This window comes from Enterobacter sp. RHBSTW-00994 (genome assembly GCF_013782625.1).
Classification (GTDB): Bacteria; Pseudomonadota; Gammaproteobacteria; order Enterobacterales; family Enterobacteriaceae; genus Enterobacter.
In genome coordinates, this window is the sequence record NZ_CP056199.1 from 657023 (window position 1) to 676313 (window position 19291).

Sequence of the window (19291 nt, forward strand, 5' to 3'; positions counted from 1 at the left end):
GGTGCTGTGATTGTGATCTATATTTAACACAGCGTTTAGCATCTTACGTGGATGAAATGGCTGTTCAGTAATGCATGATCAACCTTTAATTCTGACGCTGTAATTAGATACAAGATTAATAACTAGTCTGAAAGGATGTTTGACGCCCAAATCATGGGCAAACTACAGGAACAACATCGATGAATATGACAAGACTGAAGATTTCAAAAACTCTGCTGGCAGTGACTTTAGGGAGCGTTCTGGTGAGCGGTTCCGCTTTGGCGGAAAGCAGCACAATGGACAAGGCCCAGTCTACAGCCAATAGCGCAGGGGAAAAAATCGATAGCTCTATGAATAAAGTCGGTAATTTCATGGATGACAGCTCTATCACAGCAAAAGTGAAAGCGGCTCTGGTGGATGATCAAAACATCAAGAGCACCGATATTTCCGTTAAAACCGACAAGAAAGTTGTCACTCTGAGCGGTTTTGTTGAAAGCCAGGCTCAGGCCGAACAAGCGGTCAGCGTGGCGAAAGGCGTTGAGGGTGTCACTTCAGTAAGCGACAAGCTGCATGTGCGCGACGCAAAAGACGCGTCAGTGAAAGGCTATGCAGGCGACGCCGCAACCACCAGTGAAATCAAAGCTAAACTATTAGCAGATGACACCGTGCCATCACGGAAGGTGAAAGTAGAAACCACGGATGGTGTGGTCCAGCTTTCCGGTACGGTTGATTCTCAGGCGCAGATTGAGCGTGCTGAAGCTATCGCCAAAGCCGTTGATGGTGTGAAGAGCGTCAAAAACGATCTGAAAGCGAAATAAGAACGACATCTGGAATCACGCAAGTGAGCATCTGGGCGCTCACATTAAGCGGTCGACATTAACTATGGTAAGGAGAGGCTTATGTTTCGTTGGGGCATTATATTTCTGGTTATCGCGTTAATTGCCGCCGCTCTGGGCTTTGGTGGTCTGGCAGGTACAGCAGCGGGTGCGGCGAAAATTGTCTTCGTCGTCGGTATTATCCTGTTCCTGGTCAGCCTGTTTACCGGACGTCGCCGTCCTTAGCAAAGCGTTAGCTGACATCAACAAATCGACAACAAAGCCAGTCCTTGTGACTGGCTTTTTCTGGTTTGGGCTTTGCGTAAGGTGTACGTTACTGTCTATTCACAGAACAAATAAAACAGGAAGGCAGTGGTGGGACAACGAATTCCCGTTACGCTCGGCAATATTACGCCGCTGGCGTTAAAGCCTTTTCGTCCAGGCCAGCTTGCACTGGTGTGTGAGGGCGGCGGGCAGAGAGGTATCTTCACCGCCGGTGTGCTGGACGAGTTCATGCGCGCGGAGTTCAACCCGTTCGACCTGTTTTTTGGTACGTCGGCAGGGGCGCAAAATCTTTCTGCTTATGTCTGTAACCAGCCAGGCTATGCCCGCAAAGTGATCATGCGCTATACCACCTCGAAGGAGTTTTTCAATCCTGTCAGGTTTGTGCGTGGCGGGAACCTTATCGATCTGGACTGGTTGTTAGATTCAACTTCGAGCCAGATGCCGCTGGCGATGGACACGGCATCGCGTCTGTTTGATACCGGAAAAGCATTCTGGATGTGCGCCAGCCGGGGTGATGATTATACGCCAGGCTATTTTTCGCCGCAGAAAGAGAACTGGCTCGATATTATTCGCGCGTCCAGTGCGATCCCAGGGTTCTACCGCACAGGGGCACTTCTTGACGGAGTGAGCTACCTTGATGGCGGTATTAGCGACGCAGTTCCTGTGCAGGAAGCCGCTCGCCGGGGAGCAAAAACGATTGTGGTGATCCGCACCGTGCCATCGCAGATGTATTATACCCCGCAGTGGTTTAAACGTATGGAACGCTGGCTGGGTGACAGCAGTTTGCAACCGCTTGTTGATATCGCTAAGCGCCATGAATCCAGCTACGGTGAGATGCAGCGTTTCATTGAAAAACCACCAGGCAAGCTGCGCATTTTAGAGATCTATCCGCCAAAACCACTTCTCAGCATGGCGCTGGGGAGCCGTTTACCTGCGCTTCGCGATGACTATAAAACAGGACGGCTGTGCGGACGATATTTTCTGGCAACGGTAGGTAAACTACTGGCTGAACGTCCGCCAATTCGGCGACATCAACGCATTATTACCCCGCCAGCGGTTACGGCGAATGATGTACTGACGACGCCGTTGGTTGATATTCCACAGGCCAACGACACCCATTTTGATAACGAGGATCTGGTGTGACTTACCGCTTTGTCGACACCCATTGCCATTTTGACTTTCCGCCTTTCACAGGCAATGAAGAGCAAAGCATTGAGCGAGCTGCAAATGCGGGCGTGCAGGCGATTATCGTACCGTCTATCGAAGCCGCTCATTTTGAGCGCGTGAGAGATCTTGCCGGGCGGCATAGTGCGCTGTATGCCGCGCTTGGTCTGCATCCGATCGTTATAGAACGGCATCTCGACGAACACATCGACAGGCTGGAAACGTTTTTGCAAACGCCTGACAAGAAGTGTGTTGCGATTGGCGAGATCGGCCTGGATCTTTACCGCGACAATCCGCACATTGAACGTCAGGAAACGATCCTGAATGCGCAACTCAGGCTGGCAAAGCGTTATGATTTGCCCGTGATCCTCCACTCCCGACGTACCCACGATAGGCTGGCCATGCACCTGAAACGCCATAACCTGCCGCGCACAGGTGTCGTGCATGGTTTCTCGGGCAGTCTGCAGCAGGCGCAGCGCTTTATTGCAATGGGTTATAAAATTGGCGTAGGCGGAACGATTACCTATCCGCGTGCCAGCAAGACGCGAGACGTCATGGCGCAACTGCCGCTTGCATCGCTGCTGCTGGAGACAGATGCACCAGATATGCCGCTGAATGGTTATCAGGGGCAACCGAATCGCCCGGAGCAGGCGGCACGTGTGTTTGCCACATTATGTGAATTGCGTCATGAACCGGCTGATGTGATTGCCAATGCGTTGCTGTGTAATACCGGTGATCTGTTTGGTATCAGGCTATAGATAGAGTGCAGGGCGGATCACCGTGATCTGCTGTTTTTCCAGCGCCAGTGCCAGTGGCTCAACATCATCTGGTGTGGCGCTTCGCCATAATGCCGCTTCGCCGTAAACCCCATGAGCATGAAACGCGTTGATCCGTACAGGAATATCTCCCAGAGAGAGGATAAACGTGGTCAGTGGCTTCAGGTGCTCCAGATAATCACACCGTTCAGGGATAACCAGTAACCGCAGTTCTGTCAGACGGTTATGGTGCGCCAGCCAGCGAATACTTTGCTTAATCAGCGGGTTCTCTCGTCCGGTCAGGAAACGGTGATGCTCGTTACCCCAGGCCTTTAGGTCCAGCATTGCACCGTCAAAAACGGGGAGCAACTTTTGCCAGCCGGTTTCCCCCAACAAGCCGTTGCTGTCCACCAGACAGGTCAAATGCTTCAGGGCTGGATCGGTTTTGATCGCCGTAAACAGGGCGATCAGGAACGGCAGTTGGGTTGTTGCTTCACCACCACTGACGGTAATCCCTTCGATAAAAGGCGCGGTTTTGCGGATCTGCGCAAGGATATCCTCCACATTAAAAGTGTGTGCCATCGGCGTTGCCTGCTGCTGACAAAGGTGAAGGCAGGTATCGCACTGGTGGCAATCACTCTCCTGCCACCAGACGCGGCCAGCCTGAATATTCAGCGCGCCATGCGGGCAATGGGGCACACAGTCGCCACAGTCGTTGCAGCGTCCGATGGTCCACGGATTGTGGCAAGTTTTACAGCGCAGGTTACAGCCCTGCAGGAACAGGGCCAGACGACTGCCCGGCCCGTCCACACAGGAGAAGGGAATAATCTGACTAACTAAAGCGCATCTGCTGTTCATGACTAATCACCCGTGGTTGACGCTCCAGAATGCACGTATTGCGTGCGGCTTCTTCTCCGAGCCAGGTGGTATTGATACGTGATCCTGCATCGCGGTATTTCTCCAGATCCGACAGCCGCACCATATAGCCTGTGACGCGTACCAGATCGTTGCCCGCGACGTTGGCGGTGAATTCGCGCATGCCAGCGTTAAACGCGCCAAGACAGAGTTGAACGACCGCCTGCGGATTCCGTTTTACGGTCTCTTCCAGCGTCAGGATATCGCTAATGCCCGAGTGATAATGCTGGTGATGTGGCGCGACGGCCAGCAGATGGCTAACAGGATCGGGCTCATCACCGTAAGGGAGTCGGGCGCCTGGCGTTGTGCCACTATCGGAGCTGATCCCGGATTGGGCATGCAGCATGGCACGTTGTTTCCAGCCGTATTTCACTGGGGTATTTTCGACAAAAGTGGCGAGCTGAGCACTGATACGGTAGCCGAGGGCATTAGCATGCTCGTTTTTACCGTAACGTCCCTCAAGTCCCTCTTTCTCACACAAGACGTTGACTGCCTCTGCCAGGCCATACATACCGAACATAGGTACAAAACGATCGGCATCAATCAGCTCCTCTTTCACGAGAAAGCTATTCTCAAAGAAACCTGATTGTGTATAGAGAACGTCACAGCGGGCATCAATGATCGCGATTTGTTGCTGACAGTAGTGCGGCAACTGATGAGTGAAGAAGTCATCGAGAGATTCACTGTGCTCAGCAATGGTTTTCAGGTTGAGGCGTACCAGCGTGCTACCTCCACCCGCCAGCGGTAGGGAGTTGTAACAACTCACCACACCATAACGGCCTTTTGTGAAAATTTTATCATTCATCGGGCCATTAGAAATATGAGGTTTGCTGCATTCACAAATGTTTTTGGCCACTTCAAGCAGCAAGTCATCCGGTGTTAAATCAGGATCATAAATGAACGTGAGATTAGGTGCGACCTGCTTTAACTCTGCGTCGGCGCGTAAAATAGCCCGTGTGACAGGCGTATCCTTTGGGCCGATGTTGGCGTGCATAAAGGCATCAGGCAGTGTTCTGTCGAGATAACGCCAGAAACGTTTTATTCGAATATCGATCTCTTCTTGTGTTAGAATTCTAACATATGGTTGCAGGAGAGTATCGAGATGTCCCAGGAACACCGGCATCGAGGTAACGGAAGGAACATGATGGTACAGGATGGTTAATAGCGAGAGGGCATCATCAAGATCCTTTGCGCCCTCCAGCTCCAGCCATTCTGAACCGTTTGCCAGAAACCGGGCGTAATCCGGCAGAACATAACGTGGTTTGAACGGCGCATGGCCTTCAAACATGTCGCAGATAAAACCTTCATCCAGCGCGGCCCTGGCCGCCTGAGGCAAGGCGGGATAGGGGAGATTATTCTCTGCCTCCAGAGCCAAAAAATGACGTTTTTGCTCAGGCGTCAGTACCGGGCTTGTCACAATTTGCTGGCAACGTTGTTGCAGGGCATCGGGTCTGAAGGTGGACATGTTCGCTTCCTTTATTGTTCTGCGGATGATGCGGCGATTGTAGGAATTCATCCCGGTGTGGCTTTTGATCCGACGCGGGTGATCGCTGCTTTAGCCAGCGGTTTCAGAATTAAAATTTGAAGTTGATCTCATTACAGTAATGCAAATTTGTACGAAGTTTTCATTAACTGTGATGAATGTCGAAGTGTGAATGCGGGTGAATGTTAGAATACTCACAGACCCGCAAGGTGAAATTTTATACGGCGATGCCGTTGGAGAATGTTATGACCGATTTAACAGCAAGCAGCCTGCGTGCGTTGAAACTGATGGATCTGACCACCCTGAACGATGACGACACCAATGAGAAAGTCATCGCATTGTGCCATCAGGCGAAAACGCCAGTAGGTAACACTGCAGCCATCTGTATCTACCCGCGCTTCATCCCAATTGCACGTAAGACTTTGAACGAGCAGGGCACGCCAGATGTGCGTATCGCGACTGTGACGAACTTCCCGCACGGTAACGACGATATCGAAATTGCGCTGGCGGAAACCCGTGCGGCAATTGCTTACGGTGCTGACGACGTTGATGTCGTGTTCCCATACCGCGCGCTGATTGCGGGCAACGAGCAGATCGGTTTCGATCTGGTGAAAGCATGCAAAGAGGCGTGTGCTGCGGCAAACGTGCTGCTGAAAGTGATCATCGAAACCGGCGAGCTGAAAGAAGAAGCGTTGATTCGTAAAGCGTCTGAAATCTCCATCAACGCGGGCGCAGATTTCATCAAAACCTCAACTGGTAAAGTGCCGGTCAACGCGACCCCTGAAAGCGCGCGTATCATGATGGAAGTGATCCGCGATATGGGCGTGTCTAAAACCGTTGGTTTCAAACCGGCTGGTGGTGTGCGTACAGCCGAAGACGCGCAGCAATTCCTGGCCATTGCTGACGAACTGTTTGGTGCTGACTGGGCGGATTCCCGTCACTATCGCTTTGGCGCATCCAGCCTGCTGGCTAGCCTGCTGAAAGCGCTGGGTCACGGCGACGGCAAGAGCGCAAGCAGCTACTGATTCTTTTCCTGCGGCGGGTTCATCCGCCGCATTTAACCTGATTCCCGGGGGTTACCGTGTTTCTCGCACAAGAAATTATTCGTAAAAAACGTGATGGTCATGCATTAAGCGACGAAGAGATCCGCTTCTTTATCAACGGTATTCGTGATAACACCATCTCTGAAGGGCAGATTGCTGCTCTGGCGATGACCATTTTCTTCCACGATATGTCGATGCCTGAACGTGTATCGCTGACCATGGCGATGCGGGATTCCGGAACCGTTCTGGACTGGAAAAGCCTCAATCTTAATGGCCCGATTGTCGACAAACACTCTACAGGCGGTGTGGGTGATGTGACGTCGCTGATGCTTGGCCCAATGGTGGCAGCCTGCGGCGGTTACATTCCAATGATCTCCGGGCGTGGTTTGGGCCATACGGGCGGTACGCTCGATAAGCTGGAAGCTATCCCGGGCTTCGATATCTTCCCGGATGACAATCGCTTCCGCGAAATTATTAAAGATGTTGGTGTGGCGATTATCGGCCAGACCAGCTCTCTTGCTCCGGCTGACAAGCGCTTCTACGCGACGCGAGATATTACCGCGACGGTGGACTCCATCCCGCTGATTACGGCCTCTATTCTGGCGAAGAAACTGGCAGAAGGCCTGGATGCGCTGGTGATGGATGTGAAGGTCGGTAGCGGTGCATTTATGCCGACTTACGAACTCTCTGCTGCACTGGCTGAAGCGATCGTTGGCGTTTCCAACGGCGCTGGCGTGCGCACTACCGCCCTGCTCACTGACATGAACCAGGTGCTGGCATCCAGTGCGGGTAACGCGGTTGAAGTTCGCGAAGCCGTACAGTTCCTGACGGGCGAATATCGTAACCCGCGTCTGTTCGACGTCACGATGGCTCTGTGCGTAGAGATGTTGATCTCTGGCAAGCTGGCTAAAGACGATACTGAAGCTCGCGCGAAACTGCAGGCGGTTCTGGACAACGGCAAAGCGGCTGAGATCCTTGGTCGTATGGTTGCCGCGCAGAAAGGCCCGGCTGATTTTGTTGAGAATTACGCGAAATACCTGCCTGTTGCGACGCTGAGCAAAGCGGTTTACGCCGATACCGAAGGCTTTATTTCTGCAATGGATACCCGTGCGCTAGGCATGGCGGTTGTCTCGATGGGGGGCGGTCGCCGTCAGGCCTCTGACACCATTGATTACAGCGTTGGCTTTACCGATATGGTGCGCCTTGGTGACAGCGTTGATGGGCAACGTCCGCTGGCTGTGATCCACGCAAAAGATGAAAACAGCTGGCAGGAAGCGGCGAAGGCAGTAAAAGCGGCCATTCAACTTGACGACAGCGCACCGGAAACCACACCAACCGTCTATCGTCGTATCACCGAATAGCTGTATACTGATCTGATCACTATTTTTTGAAGCACTACGTACGGAGAAAAATTATGAAACGTGCATTTATTATGGTGCTGGACTCATTCGGCATCGGCGCAACAGAAGATGCTGAGCGCTTTGGTGACGTCGGTTCCGACACCATGGGTCACATCGCTGAAGCCTGTGCTAAAGGCGAAGCGGACAACGGCCGTAAGGGCCCGCTGAATCTGCCAAACCTGACCCGCCTGGGGCTGGTGAAAGCGCATGAAGGTTCTACCGGTAAAATTGCCGCCGGTATGGAGGGCAATGCTGAAGTCGTGGGCGCATATGCCTGGGCGCATGAGCTCTCCTCCGGTAAAGACACTCCGTCAGGTCACTGGGAAATCGCCGGTGTTCCAGTTCTGTTCGACTGGGGTTACTTCTCTGATCATGACAACAGCTTCCCGCAGGAACTGCTGGATAAGCTGGTTAAGCGTGCTAATCTGCCGGGCTATCTCGGTAACTGTCACTCTTCCGGTACGGTAATTCTGGATCAGCTCGGTGAAGAACATATGAAAACCGGTAAGCCGATTTTCTATACCTCTGCTGACTCTGTGTTCCAGATTGCCTGCCACGAAGAGACCTACGGTCTGGATAAACTTTACGAGCTGTGCGAAATCGCACGTGAAGAGCTGACTGAAGGTGGCTACAACATTGGTCGTGTTATTGCGCGTCCATTTATTGGCGATAAAGCAGGTAACTTCCAGCGTACCGGCAACCGTCACGATCTGGCCGTTGAGCCGCCAGCCCCAACAGTGCTGCAAAAACTGGTTGATGAGAAAGACGGGCACGTGGTTTCTGTAGGTAAAATTGCGGATATCTATGCTAACTGCGGTATTACCAAAAAAGTGAAAGCCACGGGTCTGGATGCGCTGTTTGATGCCACCATCAAAGAGATGAAAGAAGCGGGTGATAAGACCATTGTCTTCACTAACTTCGTGGACTTCGACTCCTCCTGGGGTCACCGCCGTGATGTCGCAGGTTATGCTGCCGGTCTGGAGTTGTTCGACCGTCGTCTGCCTGAGCTGATGGAGTTGGTGGGTGAAGATGACATTCTGATCCTGACTGCTGACCATGGTTGTGACCCAACCTGGACCGGTACTGACCATACCCGTGAGCACATTCCGGTTCTGGTGTACGGCCCGAAAGTAAAACCAGGTTCACTTGGCCACCGTGAAACCTTCGCGGATATCGGTCAGACGCTGGCGACGTACTTCGGCACGTCTCCAATGGACTACGGCAAGAATATGCTGTGATGACTTGGGCGGGAGATTCCCGCCCTTCGTACATTTAAAACTGAAAGGATATAACGATGGCAACCCCACACATTAATGCAGAAATGGGCGATTTCGCTGACGTAGTTTTGATGCCGGGCGACCCGCTGCGTGCGAAGCACATTGCAGAAACTTTCCTTGAAGACGTGCGTGAAGTGAACAATGTTCGCGGCATGCTGGGCTTCACCGGGACCTATAAAGGCCGCAAAATCTCCGTAATGGGTCACGGTATGGGTATTCCATCCTGCTCCATCTACACCAAAGAGCTGATCACTGATTTCGGCGTGAAGAAAATCATTCGCGTAGGCTCTTGCGGTGCGGTTCGTATGGACGTGAAACTGCGTGATGTGGTTATCGGTATGGGTGCATGCACCGATTCCAAAGTGAACCGTATGCGTTTCAAAGACCACGACTTCGCCGCGATTGCAGATTTTGGCATGGTGCGTAACGCGGTTGACGCGGCAAAAGCACTGGGCGTTGATGCACGTGTGGGCAACATCTTCTCTGCCGATCTGTTCTATACGCCAGATCCGAGCATGTTTGATGTGATGGATAAATACGGCATCCTGGGTGTGGAAATGGAAGCCGCAGGTATCTACGGTGTTGCTGCGGAGTTTGGTGCAAAAGCGCTGACCATCTGCACCGTGTCTGACCATATCCGTACTCACGAGCAAACGACGGCTGCTGAACGTCAGACGACCTTCAACGATATGATCAAAATCGCCCTGGAATCCGTTCTGCTGGGTGATAAAGAGTAAGATCGGTTGTGCCGGGTGGCGGTTTCGCTTAACCCGGCCTACGGTTGTGTAGGCCCGCTAAGCATCGCGCCAGCGGGCTTTTTTGTTAGCGAACAGCCAGAGCAATCCACGCCGACAGTTCCCGTAGCTCTTTTTCCTGTTCCGGGAAATCGCCGATCAATGCGTCGCACTCCTGCTGCAGCATATCTGCCCGGTACAAGCATCCCTGCAAACGTGCCGCCAGCGCTTCTAATGGCGCCGGATTCAGGCTATCCGTAAAGACCTGTGTACGGGTAATATGACCCTTCTCAACGTCAAAATGCAGCTCAACGCCACCCCAGGTGAAACGCTCGTCCAGCAGATGTGAAAATGCAGGCGCCTGGCCAAAATTCCATTCCCAACTGCTTTGACGGGCAAAGGTCTCGGCAAAATTAGGCAGATCCGGGGTGTTATCAGGTGAAATCACTTCCGCTTCTACGTGCTCGCCGTAATATTCAAAGAAAGCGTCGCGAATGGCATCGCAGATTTGTTCGTGGGTAATGCCCGGCAGCAGTTCGACAAGGTTCGCGACGCGACCCCGCACGGAGGTTATTCCTTTGGCCTGTAGCTTTTTCTTGTCGGGGTTAAGGTAATTCGCCAGCCTGCTGAGATCGGCATTCAGCAATAATGTGCCGTGATGGAAACCCCGATCTTTGGTTTCTCGATAAGCAGAGCCGGAGACTTTACGGTCACCTTCCGCAGTTTTGACCACCAGATCGTTACGACCAGAGGCTTCAGCTGTGACGCCAAGAGCGTTGAGTGCATTGAGCACAATAGCGGTAGAGATGGTTTTATCATACTCCGGTTTCCCTGCCATAAAGGTGAAGCAGGTATTACCCAGATCGTGGAAAACTGCACCGCCGCCGCTGCTCCGGCGGGCAAGACGGACATTATCCTCTTCCATGCGCCGCGTATTGCACTCTTTCCACGGGTTTTGCGCGCGGCCAATGACCACAGTATCTGCATTACGCCACAGGAACAGCACGCGCTGCGTGGCTGGCATTTGGCGGAAGATGCACTCTTCCACCGCGAGATTAAACCAGGGATCGTAAGAGTCAGAGATAAGCAGGCGTAACGTTGTCGTCATGGCAGATTTCCTTTTCCGAATCGTCCGCCTACTTTATCACTGATCCTTCTTCTCGCCCTCTTCCTCTTCGGGAATGGACTTGCTGGCAGTCAGCAGGAAGGGAGATTGCTGCCAGCGTGTGCGTTTACCTTGCAACAATGTACGAGCCAGCACGACACCGATCGCCAGCGAGAGCAGCAGCATCAGGCGGAGAATGTTGGTGGTGTTATCCACCTGTTTTGCTTCTGTGGGAAGGGTATGGGTGTCGAGTGTCAGGCGCAGATACCCCAACGGACCATTTTTCCCCTGAATGGGTTCGACGATTTGCTGGTTAAAGTAGCCCCCGGCTTTTTTGCCATCCAGCGCCAGCCTGTCACGCACGTCGACGTGCTCACCCGCGCGGGCTATCAGGTCACCTTCTTCGTCATAAACTCCGGCATCCAGGATACGGCTATTCTCCGTTAACTGGCGTAATATCTGGCTTATCCGTTTATCATCTGGTGTTTCAGTCCGCATTGCCGGGGCGACATTCAAGGTCACCTGACGTGCCAGAGTCCGCGCCAGCTCTTCAAGCTGCGGATTACGTTGTCGTTGATGATTCTGGCTAAACCAGGATGTCCCTTGCATAAGCGCTACCAATAGCGCGAGGCAGATCAGGACAATCACGGCACGATGAAGCCGGAATTTCAGTTTTGCGCGAGCCATATTCCACCTGCTGAAAATTTACGGCTTAATGTTGCCAGAAGTGATGGTTACAGGGTAGCCTCATGCGTTATTTTCCCTCTGGAACCTTCCGGCGCGAACGAATTTACAGGAGCTTCAATGCCGAACATTACCTGGTGCGATCTGCCTACAGATGTCTCTTTATGGCCAGGATTGCCGCTCTCATTAAGTGGTGATGAGGTAATGCCTCTGGATTACCATGCGGGTCGTAGCGGCTGGCTGCTGTACGGACGCGGTCTGGACAAGCAACGCCTGACGCAATATCAAACCAAACTGGGTGCTGCCATGGTGATTGTGGCTGCCTGGTGTGTGGAAGATTACCAGGTGATCCGCCTGGCTGGCTCTTTGACGCAGCGCGCGACGCGCCTGGCGCATGATGCCGGGTTGGATGTGGCGCCTCTTGGTAAAATTCCGCACCTGAAAACGCCGGGTCTGTTAGTGATGGACATGGACTCAACCGCCATTCAGATCGAATGCATTGATGAAATTGCTAAGCTTGCGGGCAGCGGCGAGATGGTAGCGGAAGTGACCGAACGCGCCATGCGTGGAGAGCTGGATTTTGCCGCCAGTCTGAGGCAACGTGTGGCGACCCTGAAAGGGGCGGATGCCAATATTCTGCGCCAGGTACGCGATGAGTTGCCGTTGATGCCAGGGCTGACACAACTGGTGCTTAAGCTGGAGACGCTGGGCTGGAAGGTGGCAATTGCGTCCGGCGGGTTCACCTTCTTTGCGGATTACCTGCGCGATAAGCTGCGGTTGACCACTGTGGTGGCGAATGAGCTTGAGATCATGGATGGCAAACTGACCGGCCACGTGATCGGCGATATCGTTGATGCGCAGTATAAAGCCAACACGCTGACGCGTCTGGCCGAAAAATATGAGATCCCGGTGGCGCAGACAGTTGCCATTGGTGACGGCGCAAACGATCTGCCGATGATCAAAATTGCCGGTCTTGGTATCGCCTATCATGCCAAGCCAAAAGTAAACGAAAAGACGGAAGTGACAATCCGTCATGCCGATCTGATGGGGGTGTTCTGCATCCTGTCGGGCAGCGTGAATCAGAAATAACGAGGTAAAACGTGGCGAAAGCTCCAAAACGCGCATTTGTCTGTAATGAATGTGGTGCGGATTACCCGCGCTGGCAGGGGCAGTGCAGCGCCTGCCATGCCTGGAATACCATCACCGAAGTGCGTGGTGTGGCCGCTTCGCCAACCGTTGCCCGCAACGAGCGCCTGAGTGGTTATGCAGGCAATGCAGGAGTTTCGAAAGTCCAGAAACTGTCTGACATCAGCCTGGAAGAACTGCCGCGTTTCTCTACCGGATTCAACGAATTTGACCGTGTACTGGGCGGCGGCGTTGTGCCGGGAAGTGCGATTCTGATCGGGGGGAACCCTGGTGCGGGGAAATCCACCTTACTGCTGCAAACGTTGTGCAAACTCGCTGAGCAGATGAAGACCCTGTACGTCACGGGTGAAGAGTCATTGCAGCAGGTGGCGATGCGTGCCCACCGTCTGGGTTTGCCGACCGGTAACCTGAACATGCTGTCGGAAACCAGCATCGAGCAGATCTGCATGATTGCGGAAGAAGAGCAGCCGAAACTGATGGTGATCGACTCCATTCAGGTGATGCACATGGCGGATATACAGTCTTCTCCCGGCAGCGTGGCTCAGGTGCGTGAAACCGCCGCCTATCTGACCCGCTTTGCGAAAACGCGTGGCGTGGCGATTGTCATGGTCGGCCACGTCACCAAAGACGGCTCTCTGGCAGGCCCGAAAGTGCTTGAGCACTGTATCGACTGTTCTGTGATGCTCGACGGTGACGCCGATTCCCGTTTCCGCACCTTGCGCAGCCATAAAAACCGCTTTGGGGCGGTGAATGAACTGGGTGTGTTTGCTATGACTGAGCAAGGATTACGAGAAGTCAGTAACCCCTCGGCCATCTTCCTGAGTCGCGGTGATGAAGTCACCTCCGGTAGCTCGGTGATGGTGTTGTGGGAAGGGACGCGCCCGTTGCTGGTGGAGATCCAGGCGCTGGTGGATGTCTCAATGATGGGCAACCCGCGTCGTGTCGCGGTGGGTCTGGAACAGAACCGCCTGGCGATTCTGCTGGCGGTTTTACATCGTCATGGCGGATTGCAGATGGCGGATCAGGATGTGTTCGTCAACGTGGTTGGCGGCGTCAAGGTTTCTGAAACCAGTGCGGATTTAGCGTTGCTGTTGGCGATGGTCTCCAGCCTTCGCGACAGGCCGCTGCCGCAAGATCTGGTGGTTTTTGGTGAAGTCGGGCTTGCCGGGGAAATCCGTCCTGTGCCAAGCGGTCAGGAACGTATATCTGAAGCAGCAAAACATGGCTTCCGTCGTGCGATTGTTCCCGCAGCCAACGTACCGAAAAAAATTCCGGAAGGCATGCAAGTTTTTGGGGTGAAGAAACTCGCGGATGCGTTAAACGTCTTTGACGACTTATAATTACGTATTCGATTTTGCAGGAGGCACTATAACGTATGTCGTCATTTGACTATCTTAAGACCGCAATTCGCCAGAAAGGCTGCACCTTGCAGCAGGTGGCAGAGGCGAGCGGCATGACCAAAGGCTATTTAAGCCAGCTGCTGAATGCAAAAATCAAAAGCCCCAGCGCGCAAAAACTCGAAGCATTGCACCGTTTTCTGGGGCTTGAATTCCCGCGTATGCAAAAGAACATCGGCGTGGTGTTCGGTAAGTTTTATCCGCTGCATACTGGCCATATCTATTTGATTCAGCGCGCCTGTAGCCAGGTTGATGAGCTGCATATCATCATGGGCTATGACGAAAAGCGCGACCGCGAACTGTTCGAAGATAGCGCCATGTCACAGCAGCCAACGGTGTCTGACCGCCTGCGATGGTTGCTCCAGACGTTTAAGTATCAGAAAAATATCCGTATTCATGCTTTTAACGAAGAGGGGATGGAACCCTATCCACACGGCTGGGATGTGTGGAGCAATGGCGTTAAAGCTTTTATGGAAGAGAAGGGCATCGCCCCTAACTGGATCTACACCTCTGAAGAGTCTGATGCGCCACAGTTTCGCGAACATTTAGGAACAGAGACTGTACTGATCGATCCTAAACGTACCTTTATGAACATCAGCGGGGGGCAAATCCGCGAAAACCCGTTCCGCTATTGGGATTATATCCCGACGGAAGTGAAACCGTTCTTTGTGCGTACGGTGGCGATTCTGGGCGGAGAGTCGAGCGGTAAATCAACCCTGGTCAACAAGCTGGCGAATATTTTTAACACCACCAGTGCGTGGGAGTATGGGCGTGATTATGTCTTCTCCCATTTGGGGGGAGATGAGATGGCGCTCCAGTATTCGGATTACGACAAAATCGCACTTGGGCACGCGCAGTACATCGACTTTGCGGTCAAGTACGCTAATAAAGTGGCGTTTATCGATACTGACTTCGTCACCACCCAGGCGTTCTGTAAAAAATACGAAGGTCGCGAGCATCCGTTTGTGCAGGCGTTGATTGATGAATACCGTTTTGACCTGGTGATCCTGCTGGAAAATAACACCCCGTGGGTGGCCGATGGCATGCGTAGCCTTGGTAGTTCGGTGGACCGCAAAGAGTTTCAAACCATGCTGGTAGAGATGCTTCGCGAGAACAACGTGCCGTTCGTGCATGTTGAAGAGTCAGACTACGATTCCCGTTTCCTGCGCTGCGTAGAGCTGGTGAAGGAGATGATGGGGGAACAGGGGTAAATCCCCTTCACCCCAGCCCTATCCCCAAAGGGACGAGGGTGGAAAGACAGCTTTGTGTGATCCTCTCTCCATAGGGGAGAGAGGATCCGGTTGAGGGGAACAAACCAGTCAGAATTCAACCACCACTTTCCCGCGCATATGCCCATCCAGCACTTTTCGGTGCGCTTCGCTGATGCTTTCGACGCTCAATCCGTGCAGCGTTTCACTGAGCGAGCTTTCCACCACGCCGTTATCTACCAGCTTCGCTACCGCATCTAAGATCTCGCCCTGACGAGCCATATCCGCTGTCTGATACATGCTGCGGGTGTACATAAATTCCCAGTGCAGTGTGGCTGATTTAGATTTCAGTTTATTTTGATCCAGAGGATGTTCGTTCTCGACGATGGTGCAGATGTGTCCCTGTGGCGCAATCAGTTCACTGACTGCGTTCCAGTGGCCATCGGTGTCGTTCAGGATAAAAATATAATCCACAAATGTGATCCCTTGTTTTGCCAGTTCACCTTTCAGATCGTGATAATTCACCACCTGATCGGCTCCACGATCGCGACACCACTGGGCGGAGTCTTCACGTGATGCCGTGGCGATCACGGTCACGTTGCTGTTGTGCTTCGCGAATGGGATCGCAAGCGATCCCACGCCACCAGCGCCGCCGATGATCAACAGTGTTTTATCCGATCCCGCATCCTGAATATTTAATCGCTCAAACAAACCTTCCCATGCTGTCAGCGCAGTTAACGGCAGAGCCGCAGCAGATGCCCAGTCGAGGGTGTTTGGCTTGTGCCCAACAATACGGGCATCAATCAGCTGATGGGTTGTGTTACTGCCGGGACGAGTAATATCTCCCGCATACCACACCTCGTCGCCAGGTTTGAACTCGGTCACACCAGCACCAACGGCTTTCACGATGCCACTGGCATCCCAGCCCAGAATGCGGGGTTCTTTGAGGCCATTTTTGACAATACCGGCATGAACCTTCGTATCAACAGGGTTGATGGAGACGGCTTTCACCTCGACCAGCAGATCGTTCTCACCCGGCTCTGGCATTGGCAGTGACAACTCAATAAACGCGGAGGGATTTTGTGGGTTGATGGCAATTGCTTTAACAGACATGGGGAACTCCTCAATAGGATGCGTTGTAGTGAGGTTAGTCTATTCAGTGACCAGTGGCGTGATAAGATGGACAATTGAGAACGAAGTGTTCGCATAAGGTGAACAATCATGTTTAAACAGCTTCAGGATATGGCACTGTTCGCGCTGGTCGCCGAAATGGGCAGTTTCACGGCGGCCGCTCAGAAAGCCGGATTGCCGAAATCCAGCGTCAGCCAGCGTATCAGCCAGCTTGAGCAGCAGGTGGGGATCCGCCTGATTAACCGTACCACGCGTAAACTCAATCTGACGTTTGCCGGAGAGCACTATCTGGTGCATTGCCGGGAAATGCTGGCTGCCAGCGAGCGCGCGGAATATGCCATTCAGCGTCTGCGGGATAACCCCAGTGGCCGGCTACGCATTACCTGCCCCGCCGGGATCGGCTCAACGCTGCTGGCACATATGAATGCGGAATTTCAGCGGCGCTACCCGGATGTTTCGCTGGATGTCAGCATCTCTGATGATGTGGTTGATCTGGTGGAAGCCGGGTTCGACGTCGCACTACGGACAGGCAAGCCGCAGGACTCATCCCTGATTGGCCGCATGATAGGTGATTGCCCGCGCTTTTTGCTGGCATCGCCCGGGTATCTGGCAAACTTTGCGGATCTTGTCCATCCCCGCCAACTGGTTGAGCATCGCTGTATTAGTCATAAAGCATGGTCTGAATGGCTCTTACAGCGTGGAAGTGAAGACTATCGCTATCTGCCGGATAATACGCATGTTACCGACAACCTGGTCTATGCGAGGGAGAGTGCCATAGCGGGGGCAGGGATCACGCTCTTACCCGCTTTTTTGCTGGAAGATAAGATTGGGAAGGGCGCGCTGGTAGAGGTATTACCGGAGTGGAATGTGGCGGGGAACGAGTTGTGGTTGGTCTACCCGAGCCGCAAACTTAACTCGCCTGCGCTGATGAGCTATATCGACTTTGCGATGCAGTTTGATGAGGTGAAGCAGTTTTACGTGGGAGGATAGCGGTACAGCCTGATGCCCTCACCGGATGCTCTCCCGACGAAAGAGAAGAAAACATAAAAAAAACGGCAACTTTCGTTGCCGTTTGCTTTTACTTGGAAATACGTTTGTACTTGATACGTTTTGGCTCCAGTGCGTCAGCCCCAAGCGTACGTTTCTTATACTCTTCGTATTCGGTGAAGTTACCTTCGAAGAACTCCACTTTACCTTCATCCTGGTAATCCAGAATGTGGGTGGCGATACGGTCAAGGAACCAACGGTCGTGCGAGATAACCATTGCGCAACCTGGGAATTCCAGCATGGCGTTTTCCAGTGCCCGCAGGGTTTCGATATCCAGGTCGTTTGTTGGTTCATCGAGCAGCAGGACGTTACCGCCAACCTGCAGCAGTTTTGCCAGATGCAGACGACCACGTTCACCACCGGACAGTTCGCCTACGCGTTTGCCCTGATCAACACCTTTAAAGTTAAAGCGGCCAACGTAGGCACGGCTTGGCATTTCGGTGTTGCCGATACGCATGATGTCCAGACCGCCAGACACTTCTTCCCATACGGTTTTGCTGTTGTCCATCGCATCACGGAACTGGTCAACGGAGGCCAGTTTCACAGTTTCGCCCAGGGTGATAGTGCCACTATCAGGCTGCTCCTGGCCAGACATCATGCGGAACAGGGTCGATTTACCTGCGCCGTTAGGGCCGATAATCCCGACGATAGCGCCTTTCGGTACGGAGAAGCTCAGGTCGTCAATCAGCACGCGATCGCCATAGGATTTACACAGATTGCTGACTTCAACGACTTTATCGCCCAGACGAGCTCCAGGTGGAATAAACAGTTCGTTGGTTTCGTTACGTTTCTGGTATTCGGTGTTGTTCAGCTCTTCGAAGCGTGCCAGACGGGCTTTGCCCTTAGACTGACGGCCTTTTGCGCCCTGACGAACCCACTCCAGCTCTTTCTCGATAGATTTACGACGAGCCGCTTCCTGAGAAGCTTCCTGCGCCAGACGCTGATCTTTCTGCTCAAGCCAGGACGAGTAGTTACCTTCCCACGGAATACCTTCACCACGGTCCAGCTCCAGGATCCAGCCAGCCACGTTATCGAGGAAGTAACGGTCGTGGGTAATTGCCACAACGGTCCCTTCGAAATCGTGCAGGAAACGTTCCAGCCATGCCACTGATTCTGCATCCAGGTGGTTGGTTGGTTCATCGAGCAGCAGCATGTCTGGTTTTTCCAGCAGCAGACGGCACAGCGCGACGCGGCGGCGTTCACCACCGGAGAGTTTCTCGATTTTGGCATCCCAGTCAGGCAGGCGCAGGGCATCAGCTGCACGCTCCAGTTGCACGTTCAGGTTGTGACCGTCGTGCGCCTGGATGATCTCTTCAAATTTGCCTTGTTGCGCCGCGAGCTTGTCGAAGTCAGCATCAGGCTCGGCGTACTTCGCGTACACTTCATCCAGACCTTTCAGTGCGTTAACCACTTCAGAAACGGCTTCTTCAACGGATTCACGCACGGTATGTTCCGGGTTCAGCCTGGGTTCCTGCGGCAGGTAACCGATCTTGATACCGGGCTGCGGACGTGCTTCACCTTCGATGTCTGTATCGATGCCGGCCATGATGCGCAGCAGGGTGGACTTACCGGCACCGTTGAGACCCAGAACACCGATTTTTGCGCCCGGGAAGAAGCTCAGCGAGATATTTTTGAGAATATGACGTTTCGGCGGAACCACTTTGCCGACACGATGCATGGTATAAACGAATTGAGCCACGTTGGACTTCGCCTCTTTTATCGT

18 protein-coding genes are annotated in these 19291 nt (G+C 53.1%); 12 read left to right on the top strand and 6 right to left on the bottom strand.

Going from position 1 to position 19291, the window contains the following annotated elements; all coding sequences use genetic code 11:
* The first annotated feature begins 179 nt into the window (after window positions 1-179).
* From osmY to HV346_RS03185, 4 genes are all read left to right on the top strand, one after another.
* Entirely contained in the window at window positions 180-797 is a 618-nt protein-coding gene (gene osmY / locus HV346_RS03170; protein WP_181622150.1) for a molecular chaperone OsmY, read from the top strand.
* An 81-nt stretch (window positions 798-878) separates the two neighbouring features.
* Window positions 879-1040, top strand: a complete 162-nt coding sequence (locus tag HV346_RS03175; protein ID WP_002887716.1) for a DUF1328 family protein — start codon at window positions 879-881, stop codon at window positions 1038-1040.
* Between the two features lie 129 nt (window positions 1041-1169).
* A complete protein-coding gene (locus tag HV346_RS03180) occupies window positions 1170-2222 on the top strand; it encodes a patatin family protein (protein ID WP_181622151.1) in 1053 nt (350 codons plus the stop codon).
* Entirely contained in the window at window positions 2219-3001 is a 783-nt protein-coding gene (locus HV346_RS03185) for a TatD family hydrolase (protein ID WP_181622152.1), read from the top strand. The genes HV346_RS03180 and HV346_RS03185 overlap by 4 nt, the downstream gene beginning before the upstream one ends.
* Here the strand turns inward: HV346_RS03185 and HV346_RS03190 are convergent.
* Window positions 2996-3856 carry a YjjW family glycine radical enzyme activase gene (locus HV346_RS03190; RefSeq protein ID WP_181622153.1) on the bottom strand — a complete coding sequence of 287 codons (861 nt, stop codon included), beginning with the start codon at window positions 3854-3856 and terminating at the stop codon, window positions 2996-2998. The two genes, HV346_RS03185 and HV346_RS03190, sit on opposite strands and share 6 nt — an antisense overlap.
* On the bottom strand, window positions 3831-5378 hold the full coding sequence (locus tag HV346_RS03195) for a YjjI family glycine radical enzyme (RefSeq protein WP_181622154.1): 1548 nt from the start codon (window positions 5376-5378) through the stop codon (window positions 3831-3833). Before HV346_RS03195 ends, HV346_RS03190 begins: the two co-directional genes overlap by 26 nt.
* A 263-nt stretch (window positions 5379-5641) precedes the next feature.
* Here HV346_RS03195 and deoC point away from each other — a divergent pair, with 263 nt between their 5' ends.
* From deoC to deoD, 4 genes are read left to right on the top strand one after another with little or no spacing between them, the layout of a single operon-like run.
* On the top strand, window positions 5642-6421 hold the full coding sequence (gene deoC / locus HV346_RS03200) for a deoxyribose-phosphate aldolase (protein ID WP_220131480.1): 780 nt from the start codon (window positions 5642-5644) through the stop codon (window positions 6419-6421).
* A gap of 56 nt (window positions 6422-6477) precedes the next feature.
* Window positions 6478-7800, top strand: coding sequence for a thymidine phosphorylase (deoA, locus tag HV346_RS03205; protein ID WP_181622155.1), 1323 nt, complete (start codon window positions 6478-6480; stop codon window positions 7798-7800).
* 53 nt (window positions 7801-7853) lie between these two features.
* Window positions 7854-9077, top strand: a complete 1224-nt coding sequence (gene deoB, locus HV346_RS03210; protein ID WP_181622156.1) for a phosphopentomutase — start codon at window positions 7854-7856, stop codon at window positions 9075-9077.
* Window positions 9078-9133: 56 nt separating this feature from the next.
* Window positions 9134-9853, top strand: coding sequence for a purine-nucleoside phosphorylase (deoD, locus tag HV346_RS03215; RefSeq protein ID WP_181622157.1), 720 nt, complete (start codon window positions 9134-9136; stop codon window positions 9851-9853).
* Window positions 9854-9938: 85 nt separating this feature from the next.
* Here the strand turns inward: deoD and lplA are convergent, their stop codons facing one another.
* Both lplA and HV346_RS03225 read right to left on the bottom strand, forming a co-directional pair.
* The gene (gene lplA, locus HV346_RS03220; protein ID WP_181622158.1) at window positions 9939-10958 is read right to left on the bottom strand and encodes a lipoate--protein ligase LplA; all 1020 of its coding nucleotides are present in this window, start codon (window positions 10956-10958) and stop codon (window positions 9939-9941) included.
* Window positions 10959-10994: 36 nt separating this feature from the next.
* A complete protein-coding gene (locus HV346_RS03225; RefSeq protein WP_181622159.1) occupies window positions 10995-11642 on the bottom strand; it encodes a YtjB family periplasmic protein in 648 nt (215 codons plus the stop codon).
* A 117-nt stretch (window positions 11643-11759) separates the two neighbouring features.
* On the opposite strand from HV346_RS03225, the gene serB reads away from it, so the two are divergent.
* From serB to nadR, 3 genes are read left to right on the top strand one after another with little or no spacing between them, the layout of a single operon-like run.
* Window positions 11760-12728, top strand: coding sequence for a phosphoserine phosphatase (gene serB / locus HV346_RS03230; RefSeq protein WP_181622160.1), 969 nt, complete (start codon window positions 11760-11762; stop codon window positions 12726-12728).
* 11 nt (window positions 12729-12739) lie between these two features.
* The gene (gene radA, locus HV346_RS03235) at window positions 12740-14125 is read left to right on the top strand and encodes a DNA repair protein RadA (protein WP_181622161.1); all 1386 of its coding nucleotides are present in this window, start codon (window positions 12740-12742) and stop codon (window positions 14123-14125) included.
* 35 nt (window positions 14126-14160) lie between these two features.
* On the top strand, window positions 14161-15393 hold the full coding sequence (gene nadR / locus HV346_RS03240) for a multifunctional transcriptional regulator/nicotinamide-nucleotide adenylyltransferase/ribosylnicotinamide kinase NadR (RefSeq protein WP_181622162.1): 1233 nt from the start codon (window positions 14161-14163) through the stop codon (window positions 15391-15393).
* A gap of 108 nt (window positions 15394-15501) precedes the next feature.
* Here nadR and HV346_RS03245 read toward each other — a convergent pair whose 3' ends face one another.
* Window positions 15502-16503, bottom strand: a complete 1002-nt coding sequence (locus HV346_RS03245; protein ID WP_181622163.1) for a zinc-binding alcohol dehydrogenase family protein — start codon at window positions 16501-16503, stop codon at window positions 15502-15504.
* 108 nt (window positions 16504-16611) lie between these two features.
* On the opposite strand from HV346_RS03245, the gene HV346_RS03250 reads away from it, so the two are divergent.
* Window positions 16612-17511, top strand: coding sequence for a LysR family transcriptional regulator (locus HV346_RS03250; protein ID WP_181622164.1), 900 nt, complete (start codon window positions 16612-16614; stop codon window positions 17509-17511).
* Window positions 17512-17599: 88 nt separating this feature from the next.
* Here HV346_RS03250 and ettA read toward each other — a convergent pair whose 3' ends face one another.
* A complete protein-coding gene (gene ettA / locus HV346_RS03255; protein WP_181622165.1) occupies window positions 17600-19267 on the bottom strand; it encodes an energy-dependent translational throttle protein EttA in 1668 nt (555 codons plus the stop codon).
* Window positions 19268-19291: the final 24 nt, after the last annotated feature.